General features: G+C 73.6%; 15 protein-coding genes. 4 read left to right on the forward strand and 11 right to left on the reverse strand.

Annotated elements, in window-relative coordinates; translation table 11 throughout:
- Positions 1 to 17 precede the first annotated feature (17 nt).
- Positions 18 to 2039, forward strand: coding sequence for an O-antigen ligase family protein (locus ACFYZS_RS35170; protein ID WP_389021922.1), 2022 nt, complete (start codon positions 18 to 20; stop codon positions 2037 to 2039).
- Positions 1991 to 2953, forward strand: a complete 963-nt coding sequence (locus ACFYZS_RS35175; RefSeq protein WP_389021925.1) for a glycosyltransferase — start codon at positions 1991 to 1993, stop codon at positions 2951 to 2953. Before ACFYZS_RS35170 ends, ACFYZS_RS35175 begins: the two co-directional genes overlap by 49 nt.
- 55 nt (positions 2954 to 3008) lie before the next feature.
- Here ACFYZS_RS35175 and ACFYZS_RS35180 read toward each other — a convergent pair whose 3' ends face one another.
- The 10 genes from ACFYZS_RS35180 to ACFYZS_RS35225 all read right to left on the reverse strand — a co-directional run bounded on the left by ACFYZS_RS35180 (position 3009) and on the right by ACFYZS_RS35225 (position 14249).
- On the reverse strand, positions 3009 to 3815 hold the full coding sequence (locus tag ACFYZS_RS35180; RefSeq protein WP_389021927.1) for a glycosyltransferase family 2 protein: 807 nt from the start codon (positions 3813 to 3815) through the stop codon (positions 3009 to 3011).
- A 21-nt stretch (positions 3816 to 3836) separates the two neighbouring features.
- Entirely contained in the window at positions 3837 to 4946 is a 1110-nt protein-coding gene (locus ACFYZS_RS35185; RefSeq protein ID WP_389021930.1) for a hypothetical protein, read from the reverse strand.
- 5 nt (positions 4947 to 4951) lie between these two features.
- Entirely contained in the window at positions 4952 to 6436 is a 1485-nt protein-coding gene (locus ACFYZS_RS35190; protein ID WP_389021933.1) for an oligosaccharide flippase family protein, read from the reverse strand.
- The gene (locus tag ACFYZS_RS35195; RefSeq protein ID WP_389021935.1) at positions 6433 to 7158 is read right to left on the reverse strand and encodes a chain length determinant protein; all 726 of its coding nucleotides are present in this window, start codon (positions 7156 to 7158) and stop codon (positions 6433 to 6435) included. Before ACFYZS_RS35195 ends, ACFYZS_RS35190 begins: the two co-directional genes overlap by 4 nt.
- Positions 7159 to 7281: 123 nt before the next feature.
- A complete protein-coding gene (gene wecB / locus ACFYZS_RS35200; RefSeq protein ID WP_389021938.1) occupies positions 7282 to 8391 on the reverse strand; it encodes a non-hydrolyzing UDP-N-acetylglucosamine 2-epimerase in 1110 nt (369 codons plus the stop codon).
- A gap of 4 nt (positions 8392 to 8395) precedes the next feature.
- Complete coding sequence (locus ACFYZS_RS35205; protein WP_389021941.1) at positions 8396 to 9652, reverse strand: nucleotide sugar dehydrogenase; 1257 nt, start codon at positions 9650 to 9652, stop codon at positions 8396 to 8398.
- Positions 9652 to 10482 carry a WecB/TagA/CpsF family glycosyltransferase gene (locus ACFYZS_RS35210; protein ID WP_389021944.1) on the reverse strand — a complete coding sequence of 277 codons (831 nt, stop codon included), beginning with the start codon at positions 10480 to 10482 and terminating at the stop codon, positions 9652 to 9654. Before ACFYZS_RS35210 ends, ACFYZS_RS35205 begins: the two co-directional genes overlap by 1 nt.
- Complete coding sequence (locus ACFYZS_RS35215; protein ID WP_389021947.1) at positions 10479 to 11657, reverse strand: hypothetical protein; 1179 nt, start codon at positions 11655 to 11657, stop codon at positions 10479 to 10481. The genes ACFYZS_RS35210 and ACFYZS_RS35215 overlap by 4 nt, the downstream gene beginning before the upstream one ends.
- Before the next feature lie 431 nt (positions 11658 to 12088).
- A complete protein-coding gene (locus tag ACFYZS_RS35220; RefSeq protein WP_389021950.1) occupies positions 12089 to 12700 on the reverse strand; it encodes an acyltransferase in 612 nt (203 codons plus the stop codon).
- A gap of 118 nt (positions 12701 to 12818) precedes the next feature.
- On the reverse strand, positions 12819 to 14249 hold the full coding sequence (locus tag ACFYZS_RS35225; RefSeq protein WP_389021953.1) for an alpha/beta hydrolase family protein: 1431 nt from the start codon (positions 14247 to 14249) through the stop codon (positions 12819 to 12821).
- A gap of 420 nt (positions 14250 to 14669) precedes the next feature.
- On the opposite strand from ACFYZS_RS35225, the gene ACFYZS_RS35230 reads away from it, so the two are divergent.
- Together ACFYZS_RS35230 and ACFYZS_RS35235 are read left to right on the forward strand one after the other, a co-directional pair.
- Positions 14670 to 15314 (forward strand): phosphatase PAP2 family protein, encoded by a 645-nt coding sequence (locus tag ACFYZS_RS35230; RefSeq protein WP_389021956.1) that lies wholly within the window; start codon positions 14670 to 14672, stop codon positions 15312 to 15314.
- Positions 15315 to 15326: 12 nt separating this feature from the next.
- Positions 15327 to 16535, forward strand: a complete 1209-nt coding sequence (locus ACFYZS_RS35235; protein WP_389021958.1) for a GDSL-type esterase/lipase family protein — start codon at positions 15327 to 15329, stop codon at positions 16533 to 16535.
- Here ACFYZS_RS35235 and ACFYZS_RS35240 read toward each other — a convergent pair.
- A complete protein-coding gene (locus ACFYZS_RS35240) occupies positions 16525 to 17913 on the reverse strand; it encodes a HEAT repeat domain-containing protein (RefSeq protein WP_389021961.1) in 1389 nt (462 codons plus the stop codon). The genes ACFYZS_RS35235 and ACFYZS_RS35240 overlap by 11 nt on opposite strands.
- Between the last annotated feature and the right edge of the window lie 6 nt (positions 17914 to 17919).

Raw genomic sequence — 17919 nt, forward strand, 5'->3', positions numbered from 1 at the left:
GGCGCGAGGGGGCATTCGTGAGCATCGGTGAGATCGCCGCCGTGCTGCGGCGCCGCTGGTACGTGATGGTGCCCCTGACGGTCATCGGACTCCTCGCGGGCCTGCACCTGTACCGCTCGGTGCCCGTCGCGTACCAGTCGCAGAGCTCGGTGGCGCTGCTCGACTCCACGGCGGTCGCCGAACTGGCCCCCGCCTTCGGCAACCCCATCTCGAACGCGGGAGGTTCGCTCGTCGTCACCGCCGACGTGCTGATCCGGACCCTGTCCGGGGCCGACGCCGCGCGCGACCTGCACGGCCTCGGCGTGACCGACCCGTACACGGTCGGCTTCGCCGCGAACACCTCGGGCCCGATGCTCACGCTGACCGTCACGGGTACCGACCGGGCGAAGGTGCTCAAGGAGACCAGCACGCTCACCGCCTTCGCCGGCGAGCAGCTCAACGCGCTCCAGGCGGCGGCCAAGGTGCAGCCCGCCTACTTCGTCCAGACGGCCCCCGTGGTGCTTCCGCAGACCCCGGTGCCCCAGCTCAAGAGCCGCTACCAGCAGGTGCTGGGGGTGGTCATCGCCGGGGTCACCGCGGGGTTCACGCTCTCCTTCGTGACGGAGACCCTGCTGGTCGCCCGCCGCCGCAGGCGCGAGGCCGCCGCAGCGGCCGGCGCACCCAAGGCGCGCGTGCGCCGCAGGAGGCTGCCGGGCCGGCAACCGGACGCCACCGCGCTGCTCAGCGGCTACCTGGGGCTGGCCTTCTTCATCCCCTCGAACCTGACCCTCCCGGGCATGGGCGGCGTGGGCACCCCGGCCAACGTGTTCGCCCTCCTCTGCCTGTTCTGGTACCTGGCGACCTGGCTGACCGGCCGGATCCGGCCCGCCGCGGGCACCCGGCTGCCCCGGGTCGTGATGTGGCTGCTGGCCGTCTCCGTGCTGGCCTCGTACCTTGCGAACGCCACCCGGGGCAGCACCCACAAGGAGGTGCTCGGCGCCGACCGCGGCCTGATCGGACTGCTCGTCTGGGTGTCGATCGTCGTGCTGGTCTCGGCCGGCATCCAGGACCGGGCCCGCCTCGACGTGCTGCTGAGGCGGGCCGTGGTGATGGGGTCGGTGGTCGCCGCCATCGGCTACTACGACTTCTTCACCGCGACAAACATCGCCGAACACATCAGCATCCCCGGACTCCACTCCAGCGTCGCGCAGATCACCACGCTCGACCGCGGCGCGTTCACCCGGCCGCGCTCCACCACCGCCCAGCCACTGGAGTTCGGCGGCATGCTCGCCCTGATGCTGCCCTTCGCGGTCCAGCAGGCCTTCGACCCGGTCCGCGGCCACCTCAGCCGCTGGCGCCGCTGGGGGCCGGTGGCCCTGATGGGCGGAGCCTTGCCGCTGACCGTGTCGCGGACCTCCATCATCGGGGTGCTCATCGTGGTCCTGGTGATGGTGCCGCGGTGGAAGCCGCAGCGCCGCTGGACCGCGATCGGCCTGCTGATGGGCTCGGTCGCCTGCTTCAAGGTCGCCGTACCCGGGCTGATCGGCACCATCACCACGCTCTTCGGGTCCTTCCTGTCGAACTCCGACAGCAGCACCCAGGCCCGTACCGTCAAGTACACGGCGATCGTGCCCTACTTGGAGGAGCGCCCGCTGTTCGGGCGGGGCCTGGGGACCTTCACGCCCGACCTCTACTTCTTCACCGACAACCAGTACATGCTCACCCTGGCGGAGATGGGCCTGCTCGGCCTGGTCGCCCTCCTGGCGCTGTTCCTCACCGGAATCCACCAGGGCGGCGCCATCCGCCGCCTCGCCGCCGACGAGTCCGACCGGGAGCTGGGCCAGGCGTTCTTCGCCTCCGCCCTCGTCGCCCTCGTCAGCGGCGCCACCTTCGACGCCCTCAGCTTCCCCATGTTCGCCGGGATGTTCTTCCTGACGATCGCCGCCGGAGGCAGTTACCTCGGCTTCATCCGGCGCGGCGCGCCGCAGGAGCCCCGAACCGTGGAGTCCCCATGTCCTCCCGCCGAGACGCGGACCGAGCTCGCGCAGCCGGTCCCGTAGCCGTCCTCGTCGTCACCTGGAACAGCGCCCGGGTGCTGCCCGAGTTCCTCGCCTCCCTGCCCGAGGGCATGGCCGGGCTCGACTGGCGCCTGGTCGTCGCCGACAACGACTCCGCCGACGACACGGTCGACGTCGTCCGCTCGCTGGCCCCCGGGGCCACGGTCGTCCAGACCGGCCGCAACGCCGGGTACGCGGCCGGGGTGAACGCGGCCCTGGAGGCCGCCGCCGCGTGGGAAGGGGGGATGCGCGCCGCCCTCGTGTGCAATCCGGACGTCCGGATGCGGCGGGGCTGCGCCCGGCTCCTGGTCGACGCGCTGGACGCACCCCTGTCCGGCGGCCGCCGGGTCGGGATCAGCGTCCCGCTGCTGTACGAGGAGGACGGCACCCTCCAGCACTCGCTGCGCCGCGAATCGCGCGTCACCCGGGCCCTGGGCGAGGCGGTGATCGGCAACCGCCGGGCCGGGCGTTTCCCGCGCTGGAGCGAACTGGTCACCGACCCGGCCGCGTACGAGCGGGCGACGGTCGCCGACTGGGCGACCGGCGCCCTCATGGCCCTCTCCCGCGACTGCCTGGAAGCCTGCGGGGCCTGGGACGAATCCTTCTTCCTGTACTCGGAGGAGACCGAGTACTGCCTGCGGGCCGGGGACCGCGGCTTCGCCACCCGGCTCGAACCCGCCGCCCGCGCGGTGCACCTCGGCGGGGACTCGCAGGTCTCGCCCCGGCTGTGGACCCTGCTGACCCTCAACCGCGTACGGCTCTACGGCCGCCGGCACGGAGCGGCGGCGACCGCCGCCTTCCGCGGGGCCGTACTGCTGCGGGAGACCTCACGGGCCGCGCTCGGCCGGCCGGCGAGCCTGGCGGCGGCGCGGGCCCTGGCCAGCCCGTCCGCACTGCGCGCCACGCCGGGACCCTGAACGGGACCTGAACGGGCCGGGGCCGGGCTTCGCCGGGCCCCGGCCGGAAGCAGGGTCACCCGGTGGGCGTCTGCCCCTCCCAGGCGGTGTAGAAGCTCTCCGGGTTGACCAGGTAGCGGACGGTGGGCCGGGGCACGTGGCGGACCTCGTGGCGGCGCGCGTAGCGCCGTACGAGCTCCCAGTCCTCGCGCGGCAGCACCTCGGGCGTCCGTCGCAGCCGGCTGAAGTACAGGGACCGGGTGCGCCGCGCCACGAAGGCGTTGGTGTCGAGGAAGGCCTCGTGGGCGGCCCGGCGGCGGTCGAACGGCACGGACAGCACGTCCCGTTCGGAGCCGTCGGGCAGCACCCGGCGCAGCGCGGTGTAGACGGCCTCGGGCCCGCCGGGCGGCTCCAGCACCGCGAGGGCCTGCTCCAGGTGGTCGGGCTCCCACAGGTTGTCGTCGTCCAGGAAGGCCACGTACCGCGAGCGGGTCAGCCGTATCCCCACGTTGCGCACGACTCCGGCCGTGGCCGTGTTCCGGGCCAGTGACACCGCGAACAGCCGGGGATCCCGCGGCAGTTCGCCCAGCCCCGCGCCGTCGTCCACCACGATGACCACCTGGTCGGCGACGGTCTGCGCGAGGGCCGAGCGGACCGCCGCGCGCAGCGCCTCGGGACGCCGGTGGGTGGCGATCACCGTGGCCACCAGGGCACTCGGCGGGCTGCCCAGGACGGTGGCGAGCCGGGCGGTCTCGGCGTCCTCGAAGCGCCGCAACCGCAGGGCGGAGGGGGCGAGCAGGACCTTGTTCCTGGTCTCGAAGAGCACCAGCCAGCCGAAGGCCCGCTTGAGCAGCTCCCAGGGGGCCCGCGCGATGCGGCGCATGACGTCCTCTCGGTTCGATCGTCAGGGGGACGGCTCGGGGACCACGGGCCGGCCGTCGGAGGTGCGGTTGCCGTGCCACACGTTCCCCGCGCCGCCCGCGTTCCAGGCGGCCACCAGCCCGTAGGCGCCGGCGTTCGGGTGGTACTCGGCGGAGAACACGTTGTCCGTGACCTGGATCCCGGTCGCTCCCGGCCCGCCTCCGTAGAGCGCGTACGCCCCGCCGGCCAGCCAGTTGCCGTCCACGACCACGGAGGAGACGGTGCCGGTGTCCGCGAAGAGCCCGATGGCGGCGCTGGCCCCCTGGTGCACGGGGACGGGGTTCAGGAGGGTGTTGTGGCGGATGGTGAGACGCCCCTTGTTGCCGCCGCCGCTGATGACGGCGTCGGTGTGCTGCCATTCGCCGCCCTGGTTGCGGAAGGGGACGATGTCGTGCACGTAGTTGTCGTGGATCTCGCCCTGGCCCATGGAGAGGGCGTTGCCGAACACGGAGATGTCGCACCAGCCGACCTCGATCGAGCTGCCGCCCATGTTGGAGACCGCGTAGTCGACGCCGCCGTTGTCGGGGCCCTTGCCCGGTACGGCGGTGATGGCGGTGTGCAGCACGCGCAGGCCGCTGAAGCCGGGGCGGAGGTTGATCCCCCACCAGTTGGCGGAGGTGATCCGGCTGTCGATGACGGTGACGTCGTTGGCGTAGACGTCCAGGGAACCGTGGATGTCCCAGCCCTTGATGACCATGCCGTCGGTCTTCACCGTCATGTTGCCCGTGTCGTGCCGCTCCAGGGCGATCCGCGGCCCGGTGGTGCGCGCGTCGGGGAATCCGCAGGCCCCGGGGGAGGAGCAGGGGCCGCCGGCGGGCGACGTACTCGCACCCGGCGACGGCGTGGCGGAGGCCGGTGCCGTACTGACGGAGGGGCTCGGGCCGCCCGACGCGGACGGGTCCGCGGAGGGCGGGGCCGACGGCGTGGACCGGGGCGGGGGAGTGGCGCCCGGGCACTGGAGGGCGCTGTCCGGGCACGGCCCGGCCGCGCTCTCGCCGACCCCGGTCCGGTCGGCGTCGTAGAGGGCCAGTACGACGGCCAGTACGAGCCCGGCCAGCAGCCAGGCTCCCAGACGCCGCCGGTCGCGTACCACGGCGGCTACCGCGCTTCCTGCGGGGCACCGCGCAGGAAGCCGCGGCTCGGCAGGACGCAGGCGACGTAGCAGACGGTGCCCGCGGCCCCGGTCGCGAGGAGCGCGAGGACCCCGTCGCCCAGGAGCCGCTCCAGGCCCAGGACCACGGCGGCCATCACGGCGCCGCCCGCGAACGGCCAGGCGCAGGCCCGCGCCACGGTCCGCAGGGCCACCCCGCCGCGGTGCAGCGCGAAGAGGAACACCGGCACCACCACCGCCCCCGCGACCAGGACGTGGCCCTGGGCCACCCCCACGATCCCGCCCGCGCCGGCGCCGATCACCAGCGCCGGGAGGAGGAGGACGAGCCAGAGGCCCTGCACTCCGATGAGGGAGCGGCGCCGGCCGATGGCCACCAGGCAGTCGTACGCCAGCTCGCAGCCGATCCGCACGAGTCCGAGGGCCATCAGCCAGGGCAGCGCCGCGGCCGCGGGCAGCCAGCGCTCCCCGTAGACGAGCCCGACGATGGGCGAGGCCAGGGCGGCCAGCAGCACGCACAGCGGGACGGTGCCCGTCATCACCACGCCCAGGGCGCGGCCGAACCCGCCCGCCAGCGCCCCCGGCGAGTCGGCCAGCCGGGAGAACCCGGCGAAGGAGACCCGGCGGGCCGCCTCGGAGATGATCCGCACCGGCCAGCCCGAGATGTTGAAGGCGAGCACGTAGAAGCCGAGCGCCAGCTGGTCCAGGGCGGAACCCACCACCATCGTGTCCACGTTGACCACGCCGAGGGCGAGCATGCTGGCCCCGGCGAGCGGGAGCCCGAAGCGCAGCAGCGCCTTCGCCTGCTCGCGTTCCCAGCCGAACCTCAGGGTGCCGGGCGCGGCGAGGCAGCATCCGAGGAGCGCGGCCGCGTTCCCGGCCACGGAGCCCCAGGCGAAGCTCATCGCCCCCCACCCCTGGACGGCCAGCAGCAGGGTCACCCCGGTGCTGAGCACGAAGTTGACGGCGTCGATGGCCATCCGCCTGCCCTGCGCGAACTCCCGGGTGAGGAATCCGGCGGGCACCTGCGACAGGCCGTCGAGGACCACGCACACGCACATCACCCGCAGGATCCCGGAGGCCTCGGGGGAGCCGAGCACCCGGGCCACGGCCGGAGCCGCCGCGAACAGGACGGCGTACAGCAGGCAGCTGGAGGCGGCGCTCAGGGTGAGCACGGTCGGGGCGAAGCGGCGCGGATCGCCCTCCCAGCGCACGATGGCGAGGGAGACGCCGAGCTCGTTCGCGGAGAGCAGCACCAGCAGCACCGTCTGGGCGATCCCGTACACGCCCCAGGCCTCGGGACCGAGGAAGAAGCGGGCCAGGATGATGCCGGTGACGAAGTTGCCGAGGCGCATGACCACGGTGTTGACCAGGCTCCACCGGGCGGCGGAGCCGACCTTGCGCCCCAGCGAGGGTCCCTCGGGCGGGGTCCCGGCCGGTGCCTGGACACCGGCGTCGGTCCCGGTCCCGGTCACGGCGAGGCTCCGGCGGAGGCGCGGGCGGTACGGGTTCCGCCCGCCTCGGCGTCGGCGGCGTCGGGCGCTGCGTCGGACCCGGCGCCCTCGGCCGGCGCGGGCCGGTGCCGGCCCGGCTTGTCCGGCCTGCGGCGCCGCGCCTCGACGAAGAAGGTGGCCACCAGGCTCAGTACGAAGCCCAGCGCCCCCGCCATGATCAGGTACTGGAGCCGGGTCTTGGTCTGCGCCTCCGGCTTCTGGGGCGGGACGATCGTGGCCATGCGGATCATGGCCTCGGGCGTCACCGACTGCTGGGCCTGGAACTCCTGCAGCCGCTTCTCGGCATAGGCGGTGAACACCTGGTCCGACTTCAGGACGGCGGCCGGATCGGTTCCGGTGACGCTCAGCCACATGAAGGGCCCCTGGGCGTTGTCGGCGATCTTCGCCTCGTACTCCCCGGTGACGCCCTGGGCCTTGAGGTCGGCCCGGGAGTCGTCGGAGTTCAGGTTGCGGGCCAGGCCGTCGGCCATGCCGGTGAGCGAGGCCTGGGTGCTCAGGAAGGGGTTGCCGTCGAAGGCCACCGTGGCCTTCTTCGAGTTCAGGAGCGTCACGGTGCTCTGCGACCGGTACTCCACCGGGACGAGCACGTACACGCCCGCGATGAGCGCGGCCGTGAGCAGCAGTCCGGGCAGCAGCACGTACCAGCGCCTGCGCATGACCCGCCAGATCTCCGCGAGATCCATGGTCTTCCCCCTCGCGGCGGCGTCGTGGAGTCCACGCGCCGCCGCTCTCCTCATGTGCGGATTACGGTTCTTGCTCTTCTTTTCCGGTTCCTGCGGTGGTGCGGTGGTGCCGCGTCGCCGGCGCTACGGGGCGAGGTCGGTGGGCCGCAGCCGCGACCCCGCCGCCTGCCCCTCCAGCAGGACCTGCGCGATGCGCTCGCTCGCGCGGCCGTCCCACAGTGCGGGGCAGCGCGCGGCGGGCGGATCGTCGAGCACCCGGTTCACCACGGCCGTGATGCGCTCCGGGTCGGTCCCCGCCAGGACGTTGGTGCCCTCCTCGACGGTGATCGGCCGCTCGGTGTTCTCCCGCAGCGTCACGCAGGGCACGCCGAGGGCCGTGGTCTCCTCCTGGACGCCGCCCGAGTCGGTCAGCACCACCCGGGCGGAATCCTGGAGCGCGATGAAGTCCAGGTATCCGGCGGCCGGAACCATCCGGATCCCGCCGGGCACCCCGATCTGCTCCAGTCGCTGCGCCGCCCGCGGGTGCACGGGCAGCAGCAGCGGGCAGCGCTCCGCGATATCGCCCAGTGCCTTGAGCAGGCCGCGCAGGGCCGCGGGATCGTCCACGTTGGCCGGCCGGTGCAGGGTGACCAGGCCGTACCCGCCGCGGGTGAGCCCATACCGGTCCAGTACGTCCGAGGCCCTGGCCCGGTCCAGGTTGGCGAGCAGGGTGTCGATCATGACGTTGCCGACGACGTGGATCTGGTCCTCCCGGTACCCCTCCGCCCGCAGGTTCGCGGCCGCGTCGGGGGAAGGGGCCAGCAGGTAGTCGCTGACGCGGTCGGTGGCGACCCGGTTGACCTCCTCCGGCATGCTCCAGTCGCGGCTGCGCAGGCCCGCCTCCACGTGGGCCAGCAGCGGGCCGGCCTTCGCGGTGACCAGGGCGCAGGCCAGCGTGGAGTTGATGTCCCCGACCACCACCACGGCGTCCGGGGCCAGTTCGTCCAACAGCGGCTCGAAGGCCGCCATCACCCGGCCGGTCTGCTGGGCGTGCGTACCGGATCCGGCGCCCAGGTACCGGTCGGGCGGACGGATGCCCAGATCGCGGAAGAAGACGTCGTTCATGGACTCGTCGTAGTGCTGGCCGGTGTGGACGAGGACCACCTCGGCGCCGCGGCGCTCCAGTGCGTCCATCACCGGTTTGATCTTCATGTAGTTGGGCCGTGCTCCGGCCACGCAGATGATCCTGGGCATGCTGTCAGAGCACCTCCACGGTGGGTCCGGAGAGCCGGTTGCGGCAGTCGAGCACGAACGAGGCGTGCTCGGTGACCATCGCGTAGTCGAAGGCGTCGTGATCGGTCAGCAGGACGACCACGTCGGCCGCGGCCAGCTCCTTGCGGGTCGGCTCGACCCGCACGAGGCGGGAGTCGACCTTGAGGCCCTCCACCACGTGGGGGTCGGCCGCACGCACCCTCGCGCCCATGTCCAGGAGCAGCTGGGAGACGCGCACCGCGGGCGATTCCCGGGCGTCGCCGGTGTTCTTCTTGTACGCCAGCCCCAGCAGCAGGATCTTCGAGCCGTTGACGGAACGGCGCTTGGTGTTGAGCGCGTCCATGACGCGGCGCGCCACGTACTCGGGCATGTGGCTGTTGATGTCGTTGGCGAGCTCGACGAAGCGGAAGCTCTGGCCGAGTTCGCGCTGGACCCGCCAGGACAGGTACGACGGGTCGATCGGCAGGCAGTGACCCCCGACCCCGGGGCCGGGGGTGAACTTCATGAAGCCGAAGGGCTTGCTGGACGCCGCCTCGATGGCCTGCCACACGTCGATGTCGAGGTGGCGGGCGAACATCGCTATCTCGTTGACCAGGGCGATGTTCACGTGCCGGAAGGTGTTCTCCAGCAGCTTGGCCAGCTCGGCCTCCTTGGGCGAGCTCACCGGCACCGTCTTGTCGACGAGGTCCGCGTAGAAGGTCTCGACGGCCTTGAGCGAACGGGCGTCCACGCCGGAGACGACCTTGGGCGTCTGCTGGAAGCCCCAGACGGTGTTGCCGGGGTCGATGCGTTCGGGGCTGTAGCCGAGGTGGAAGTCGGCGCCGGCGGTGAGGCCCGAGCCGTCCTCCAGGATCGGCCCGAACAGTTCCTCGGTGGTGCCCGGGTAGGTGGTGGACTCGAGGACCACGGTCGCGCCGGGCCGCAGGAAGCGAGCCAGCGTGTGCGCCGACTCCTCGATGTAGCGCAGGTCGGGGGCACCGTCCTGTAACGGGGTCGGGACGGTGACGACCGCGACGTCGAAGCCGCCGCAGTCGCGCGCCAGTTCGCTGGGCTGGTACGAGCCGCGCTCCAGCGCCCGGGTCAGCCGCTCGGAGGAGACGTCCTCCACGTACGACTCGCCGGCGGCGAGGCTCTTGACCCGCCGGGCGTCCACGTCGTACCCGATCACTTGGTGTCCGACCTCGGCGGCCCTGATGGCCAGCGGGAGGCCTACGTATCCCTGTCCCACGACGACGACGCGCATCAGTGACTCCTGTTCGCGGAACCGGCAGACGATGTGGCGGGCGGAAGTGCGGACGGCGTACGGCGGATGAGCTCGCGGACCGTCATGAGGAGGAATGCGGTGTTGGTGGTCAGGTAGCGCTTGCCGAGCCGGCGCGGCTCCTGGAGGGCGCGGTAGAACCATTCGAGGCCCATGCGCTGCCAGACCGCGGGGGCCCGCTTGGTGATGCCGGCCAGGATGTCGAAGGAGCCGCCGACGCCGTGCACGACGTGGGCGCCGGTGCGCTTGCCGTAGCCGGCGGTGAAGATCTCCTTCTTGGGCGAGGTCATGCCGAGGAAGAGCAGGTGGGCCCCGCTCCGCGCGACGTCGTCGGCGACCGCCGGCTGTTCGGCGTCGTCGAAGTAGCCGTTGCGGCTCCCGGCGACCCGCAGCGCCGGGAAGCGCTCCGCGATCCGGCCGAGCATCAGGTCCAGGACGTCCTGGCGGGCGCCGAGCAGGTAGACGGGCACGCCGGCCGTCTCGGCGGCGGCCAGCAGCCGCATGAACAGGTCGATGCCCGCGACCCGTTCGGGCAGCCGGACGCCGAGGACCCGGCCGGCCCACACCACGGCCTGGCCGTCGGCCAGGACGAGGTCGCAGCCGGAGACCGCCGCCGCGAGACGGGGGTCGCGCCGCATGTTGACCAGTTTCGCGGCGTTGACCATGCCGATCTCGATCTGCTCGCCGCGCTGCACGGCATCGAGGCAGCGCTGCACCGTCTCGTCCATGGTCAGGGCGTCGAGGGTGACCCCGAAGAGGGTCTGGCGGGAGGGCCGGTTCGGCCGGTCCTGCCGGTTCTGTGGTCGGGTCATCTCTCCAGCCCCCCGAGCCACGCGTGGAGCAGCCAGCCGAACTCGTACGGCCTGCACTCGCGGTCGATCACGTCGGGGCGGAAGACCCGGTCGAGCGGGGCCAGCCGGGCCTGCGGGGCCACCTTGGTGGTGAGCCCGCGGGCGGCACGGACGGCCTTCGCGGGATCGCCGCGGTAGACCTTGCGCCAGGTGACCCCGTACTTCTCGACGATCATCGGCTCGCGCGGGGTGCCGTCCGGCCCGCTGATCTCGGGCACGTCGGCCATCCAGCGCAGCCCGCGGCGGATGGCGCCGCCGAAGTCCGTGCCGCCCGCCTCGGCGAGGTCGAACAGCGCGGTCGGCGCCATGGCGTGCTGGTGCACGCTGTAGACGGGGTAGCCCTCCACCACGCCGCCCGTGCGGGCGTCGTAGTGCCACCACCACTGTCCGCCGTCGCCCTGGAGCTCGCAGATCCGGGCGGCGCAGGCGTCGGCGGCCGCGAGGGCCTGCGGGTCCGGGCCGCTCGCGTGCAGCCGGGCCAGGGCCTGGAGCGGGTAGGTCTGGTCGGCGAAGCAGGCCACGTGCGAGCGGTAGCCGGGTACCAGTCCCGGACCGGTGGCGTGCGGGAACAGCGGGCTGCCGGCCGCCTTGGCCGCCAGCAGCCGGTCGCGGGCGGCGGTCAGCCGGTCCTCCACGTCCAGCGCGGTACGGGCCGCGGCGAGGGCGGAGAGCACCCAGGCCGCCTCGACCGTGTACTGCGGCCGTCCGGGGACGTCCAGTACGGCCACCCGCGCGAGGGCGTCCGCCAGTTTCGGGTGCCCGGTCTCGGCGGCCGCCCAGGCGATGAGCGCCGCGTCGCCGAGGTTCGTGACCTCGGGCAGCCGCTCGACCAGCAGACCCGCGTACTCCTCGACGCTGTGGCCGCCGAACAGGGCGCGCTGCCGGTCCTCGGGCAGGAACCGCGCCCCGAGCGCGGTGATGGCCGCGTACCGGGTGCTGGTCCCGCGGGCCTCCATCCGCCGGACGCCGTCGGAGGTGACGGTGCCCACCCGGGTGAAGACGAAGGTGTCGGCGCCCGGGAGGTACATCTCGGGCAGTCCCGCCTCGGCCAGCGCGAGCAGGCGCTCGGCGAGCGCGTGCAGCGCCGGGTCCTCGTGGGCCAGTGCTCCTAATCGTGCTGCTCGTGTTGCGGTCACCGGGTCCCCACCCCGGCTTCCCGTGTGCTGCGCGCACTTCGTATGTCCGAGCTGTACGGCTCCAACACACCTACCCCCTCTGATCGCTCCTCGGACAGACCCGGCGGTCGTCGTTCGGCGGAGGGGTTCGCGCATGACGGCGCACGTGCCGGCGGTGTGGTTCCCCCCGATGGCACGAACCGTCCGGGGCCGCCCACTGGATCCCCCCAGCGATGCCCCGGACCGGAGCACGCGCGGACGGCAGCGCCGGGCGGGCGCGTTGCGCGCCGTCCGTCGTCACTTGGTCCGCGATGCCCTCGTCGTGTACAACCCCCCACTGAACAAAGCCTGTTGCCTGCTCAGATCCCGTGTACAGGGACAAGGTATGCCCAAGGATGTTCGTTGATTGCGGTTTTGCGGAAATGCCACTGACCTAAATTGCCGACGTACCGTCAGTTCCGCTTGTCCGGCGTTTCGGCCAGGGTTCCGTCCCGCTCCTCGTGCAGCGCGCCGGTGCGCGGGCACTCCCACACGCCGGGCTCGCCCTCGCGTTCCACCAGCCGGACCCCGGCCCGGCCCACCCAGCCGATGCGGCGCGCCGGTACCCCTGCGACCAGTGCGAAGTCCGGTACGTCCCGGGACACGACCGCGCCGGCCGCGACCAGCGCCCACCGCCCGATCCGGACTCCGGCCACGCACACCGAGCGGGCCCCCAGCGAGGCCCCTTCGGCCACCACCACACCGGCGGCCTCCCAGTCGCCGCCGCGCTTCTGCTTGCCGTCCGGGTCGACGGCCCGTGGGTAGAAATCGTTGGTGAGCACGGCGGCCGGGCCGATGAACACTCCGTCGCCGAGTACGGCGGGTTCGTAGACGAGCGCGTAGTTCTGGAGCTTCACGCTGTCGCCGATCCGCACGCCGGGTCCGACGTACGCCCCGCGCCCGACGATGCAGTCGCGCCCGAGCCGCGCGTCCTCCCGTACCTGTGCCAGATCCCAGATCGTGGTCCCGTCCCCCAGTTCGGCGCTCTCGTCGACCTGGGAGGAGGGTTGGATGCGGACGCTCACGAAGCGGTCCCCTTACGTTTCGAGGTACTGGCGTACGACGTACGGAGGGAGCATATGCACGGCGCGACCGGACCGCCCTGCGGTTCAACCGACTGTTCACGCAGTGGACTTGACAGGCTCAGGGCCCGCCGGGGCGCTGGACGGAGAGGGCGCCGTACGCCGACAGGGCGGCGGCCGGGTCCCCCCGGCCGTCACGCAGGGTGGCGTCGAGGAAGGCGAGGCTGGCGGCGGCGGTGACGCGCGGGCCCTCCGTGCGGTCCAGGGAGCCGACGAGCGAGGGGAGGGGCGGCAGGTACAACGGGGCGTCGGTGAAGGTGAGGTGGGCGGTCCGGGGCACGGTGAGGCGGTACGCCGTGGCACCGCTGAGGCCGAGCACACGGGTGAGGCGGGGGAGGTAGTCCGGGTCGGTCTCCGGGCCGATGGCCTGCGTGAGCGCGAGCACCGGCTGTCGGAAGGGCTGCGGGGCCGGATCGTGCGGGAAGCCGTCCAGGTCGATGACGGCGGCGAACTCCCGGTCCTGGTGGGCGGCTTGGAGGGCGGCGCCGCCGCCGAGGGAGTGGCCGGCCGCCGCGACGCGGGCGGTGTCGAGGCGCCCGGTGAGCGGGCCGGCGATCTCGCCGCTGTGGATGCGGCCCAACTGCGCCCGTACGAAGCTCAGATCGGCGGCGCGGACCGCGGTCCAGCCGGCCGCCCGCCTCTCGTCCTCGGCGTCGTCGCCCGTCGCCCTCACCTGTGTCCGGATCGTGCGTCCGTCGGCGAGCACGACCGCGGCCGAGTCGTAGGGGTGGTCGAGGCCGACGACCACGTAGCCGTGGCTGGCCAACTCCTCCGCCCAGAAGGTGTTCTGGGCGCGCACGCCGCCCAGGCCGGGGGAGAACAGCACGACCGGGAACCGCTCTCCTCCGTCGGCGACGGGCAGGCCGTACGCCGCATGCGTACGGGCGCGCGGGAGACCGTCCAGCAGGAATCCGGGAAGACCGGAGTAGTCCGCGAGGGCGTCGCCGACCACGCGCGCCTCGCGCTGCGTACGGCCGAGGTAGGGGGCGCGGGGAGTGCCCGCGGCGGGCTTCCGCGCCGGGTACCAGAACTGGGCGACGACCGTACGCCGGTCGTCGGGAGCGGGGGTGGCGCTCTCGGGGCGGGCCGGGTCGGTCAGATCCAGGACGCTGGTGCCCACCGCGAAGGGGCCCGTCGGCTCGGGGAACACCGGGGTGGGCAGGGCCCAGGACGCCGCCGGACCCGCGGCGACCAGCGCGAGGCACACCGCCGTACCGGGCAGCGCCAGCCACCACGGGGCCCTGCGCGCCGTCCGCCGCAGGAGCGGCGGTACGGCGAACGGCAGCGCGACGGCCGCGCCGACCAGCACCGGCACCATCTGCCAGCGCAGCCCGACGATGCCGAGCACGGACCCGGACAGCACGGCCACGGCCGCCGCGGCGAGGGTGGCGGGCCGTCTGGGGCGGGGCGGCAGCCACCGTGCCAGGACCAGCACGAAGGTGCCCAGCACCAGAAGGATTTCGCAGAGGGACATCGGCACGTGCGCGTTCATCGCATTCACCTCGCCATGGTCCGAGGCCCGCCCGGGCCGCGGCGTCCCCCTCGGGTCTGGTGGCCCCTGCGACCTGAGTCGCACGGGACGCGTACCGGGTTCGGCGACGCGGTACCGGGCAGCGCGCCGCCGGAGGCCGCCGTACGGGCCTCGCCGGTGTTGGTCGACATCGGGTGATCCCGGCCCCCGCACGGCCGGGGAAACGTGCCGGTGCGCTGCGATCGTCTACAGTGCCGGGGATCGTCTACGGACCTGTAGTCGGCCGTCGGCCGGGTGCCGTCCTCGGCTCCGGTCCTCTCACCGCACGGGAGTTGTCCCCATGGCCCCCTTCCCCCTCCCGCTCTCGGCGCGCAGCCGCACCCCGCTCGCCGTCGACACGATCCCGAGGAGGGGCGGCAGCACCCGGAACGAAGGCCCGCGTTGATCCGCTGGGCGCTGGCGGCGGGGCTGTGCGCCGCCCTGTTCGCCCTGCTGACCGCCCTGGTGGCGGCGCGGCACGGCGCCCCGTACGGCTTCGACGAGGAGTGGCACCGGTGGTCGGTCCAGCACCGCCCGCCCGCCGCCGTCGCCCTCGCGCGCGGGATCACGGTGACCGGCAGCGGACCCGTCCCGTACGCGCTCGCCGTCGCCGCCGGGCTCATCGCGGGCCGCGGGAGGCGCGGCCGGGTGCAGGCGGCCGCGGGGGCGCTGGGGTTCCTGCTGCTGGCCCAGGGGGTGCGCTACGCCGTCATGTACGGCGTGGCGCGGCCGCGTCCGCCGGTGGCCGACTGGGCCGCGCCGGCGACCGGCTTCGCCTTCCCCTCGGGGCACGCCAGTACCTCGGCCCTGGTCGCCGGGCTGCTGGCCTGGGCGGCATGGCGTACGGCGAACCCGGCGGCCGCCCGGCTCTGCTGGGCCCTGGCGGCCTGCTGGGCCGTCGCCGTCGGCCTGACCCGCGTCTACCTCGGCATGCACTGGCCCACGGACGTCCTCGGCGGCTGGCTGTACGCCCTGACCTGGCTGACGGCGGCGGCAGCCGTGGCCTTCGCCGCGCAAACCGACGTGCGGATCCGGCATCCGGTTTGACAGGCTGGGGTCATGGACGACCAGCACGCACCCGTACCCGACCCCTCCGCGGCGACCACCGCATCGCTGACCACGCCCCTCACCGCGGAGCTCCTGCGCGGCGCGCTCGACCTGGAGCGCACCGAGCACGGGCTGCTCCCGCACCGGCTCCCGGCGCGGGCCCGCGCGCAGTACGCCGACGGGCAGCTGGCGATGGCGCAGGCCCAGCCCTCGGGCGTACGGCTGGTGTTCCGCACCCGGGCCACCGTCGTCGAACTCGACGCGCTCCGCACCAAGATGGCCTACGTGGGCGCCCCGCCCCGTCCCGACGGCGTGTACGACCTGCTCGTCGACGGCCGCCTCGCCGCGCGGGCGGGGGTGACCGGCGGCAACGTCCGTACGGTCGACATGACCACCGGATCCGTGGAGACCCGGCCCGGCCCGGTCGGCACCGTCCGGTTCGGCGATCTGCCCGACCGCCCGAAGGACGTCGAGATCTGGCTGCCGTACAACGAGCTCACCGAGCTCGTCGCGCTGCGCACCGACGCCCCCGTCGAGCCCGTACCGCACGGCAGCCGCCCGGTGTGGCTGCATCACGGCAGCTCCGTCAGCCACGGCTCGGACGCTGACAGTCCGTCCACGACCTGGCCGGCGCTGGCCGCCTCCCTCGGCGGTGTGGACCTCGTCAACCTCGGCTTCGGCGGCAGCGCCCTGCTCGACCCCTTCGTCGCCCGGGCCATGCGGGACACCCCGGCGGACCTGATCAGCCTCAAGATCGGCATCAACCTCGTCAACCACGACCTGATGCGGCTGCGCGCCTTCACCCCGGCCGTGCACGGCTTCCTCGACACGATCCGCGAAGGGCATCCGACCGCGCCCCTGCTGGTGGTCTCCTCCGTCCTGTGCCCGATCCACGAGGGCACCCCGGGCCCCACGGTCCCCGACTTCAGCACCCTCGCCGAGGGCCGGCTCCGGTTCCGCGCCGCGGGCGATCCGGCGGAGCGCGCCGCCGGGAAGCTGACGCTGAACGTCATCCGCGAGGAACTGGTGCGCATCGTGAAGCAGCGGTCCGCCGAGGACCCGAACCTCCACTACCTGGACGGCCGCGAGCTCTACGGAGAGGCGGACTCCGCCGAACTGCCGCTCCCCGACCAGCTCCACCCGGACGCCGCCACCCACCACCGCATGGGCGGCCGCTTCGCGGAACGCGTCTTCGGCCCGGCCGGGCCCTTCAGCCGGTAGGCCGTTCCCCGGGGTGCCCGCCGGCCACCCCCGCCAGGTCGAGGAGGCGGTGCATCACCGCGGGCGGCAGGGCGGGGTTGGCCGCCGCGGAGCGTGCGCTGCCCGGGAGGGCGAGCCGCCGCAGCAGCTCGCCGGCGGGCAGCCGGGGATCCTGGACGGCCCAGGCGGAGACCGCCGGGTCGTCGGCCAGGCGCAGCACCAGCGCGGGGCCGCCGTCGGGGTCGGACAGGGCGGCGTGGCGCAGCCGGGGATTGGGGTGGTCGGCGTACCGGGCGAGGCCGGGGCGGGCGAAGTTCGGGTGATGGCCCAGGAAGCTCCACTTGAGCCCGTGCCAGTGGGCGTACATCTCGACCACGAGCTCGTGCGGGGCGTCCTGGCAGTACTCGCACAGGGTGAGCTTGACGAAGAAGTCCTCGTCCGTGGCCAGCAGCTCCACCACATCGGCGGGCAGGCTCCGCTGCATGGCGATGCTCCGCCGCAGCAGCACGTGGCCCGAGGCGGCGGCCCGGCGGGCCACCTCCGGTTCGTGGCCGCGCTCCACCACCCAGCGCGGAGGCGTGTGGTAGCCGTGGGGTACGACGTAGGCGATCGCGGAGCGCTGCTCCTCGGTGAGGTCCTCCCGCAGGGAGAGGGCGAGGCGGACCCCGTCGTCGGGATCCTCCGCGAGCCGCAGGGCCAGGACCGCCGGTACGTCCGGATCCCCGGCGGCGGCCCGGCGCATGAAGGGGTCGGGGTCCTCGACGCGGAGCTCGGGCGCGGTGCGGGGAGCCGTTTCGGGCTCGGGTTCAGGGGCGAGCAGGCGGTCGACGGCCTCGCGGACCACGGGATCCGGATCGGCGAGCAGGGCCTCGCGTACGCCGGCGTCGAGCAGGGGCCACAGCTCCGGGGTGAGCGCTCCGGCCCGTACCCGGGCGCTCTCGTCCCGGGCGAGCCGGGCCCGTACGGCCAGGGGGAGTTCCCGGTGGTCGGTCGCGGCCCGCCGGACGCGTTCGTGGACGTCCCCGGCCAGGGTCTCCAAGACCCCGTCCGGTATGCGGCGGCCGAAGTCGCCGACCAGCATGGCGTAGACGAACCGGACCCGGGGCTCCGCGTCGTGCGCCAGTCCCGACAGGACGTCGACGTCCAGTTCCGGGTTCTCCACGGCCTGGAGCCGGTGGTCGATCTGCGGCGAGGCCACCACCATGCGGGCGCCCTCGGTGTCCAGGGTGCGCCACGTGAGCCACGCCGAGGAGACGGGGCCGGGCGACTCCACGACCGTGAGCAAGCGGGCCAGCGCGGAGTTGGGCAGGGCCGGATTGGCCCTCAGACCGCCGAGCCACTCAGGCGCGCACGCGTCGGAGCAGTCGTCCAGGTCCCAGGTCCCGCCCACATCGCTCATCAGGCC

Origin of the sequence: Streptomyces sp. NPDC001903 (assembly GCF_042891345.1) — a bacterium.
Taxonomy (GTDB): domain Bacteria; phylum Actinomycetota; class Actinomycetes; order Streptomycetales; family Streptomycetaceae; genus Streptomyces.

Excerpts from the sequence above, each read along its gene's own strand:
- wecB (WP_389021938.1), bottom strand. The coding sequence starts at position 8,391 with ATGCCCAGGATCATCTGCGTGGCCGGAGCACGGCCCAACTACATGAAG.
- ACFYZS_RS35235 (WP_389021958.1), top strand. The coding sequence starts at position 15,327 with ATGGACGACCAGCACGCACCCGTACCCGACCCCTCCGCGGCGACCACC.
- ACFYZS_RS35195 (WP_389021935.1), bottom strand. The coding sequence starts at position 7,158 with ATGGATCTCGCGGAGATCTGGCGGGTCATGCGCAGGCGCTGGTACGTG.
- ACFYZS_RS35175 (WP_389021925.1), top strand. The coding sequence starts at position 1,991 with ATGTCCTCCCGCCGAGACGCGGACCGAGCTCGCGCAGCCGGTCCCGTA.
- ACFYZS_RS35210 (WP_389021944.1), bottom strand. The coding sequence starts at position 10,482 with ATGACCCGACCACAGAACCGGCAGGACCGGCCGAACCGGCCCTCCCGC.
- ACFYZS_RS35180 (WP_389021927.1), bottom strand. The coding sequence starts at position 3,815 with ATGCGCCGCATCGCGCGGGCCCCCTGGGAGCTGCTCAAGCGGGCCTTC.
- ACFYZS_RS35205 (WP_389021941.1), bottom strand. The coding sequence starts at position 9,652 with ATGCGCGTCGTCGTCGTGGGACAGGGATACGTAGGCCTCCCGCTGGCC.
- ACFYZS_RS35240 (WP_389021961.1), bottom strand. The coding sequence starts at position 17,913 with ATGAGCGATGTGGGCGGGACCTGGGACCTGGACGACTGCTCCGACGCG.
- ACFYZS_RS35225 (WP_389021953.1), bottom strand. The coding sequence starts at position 14,249 with ATGAACGCGCACGTGCCGATGTCCCTCTGCGAAATCCTTCTGGTGCTG.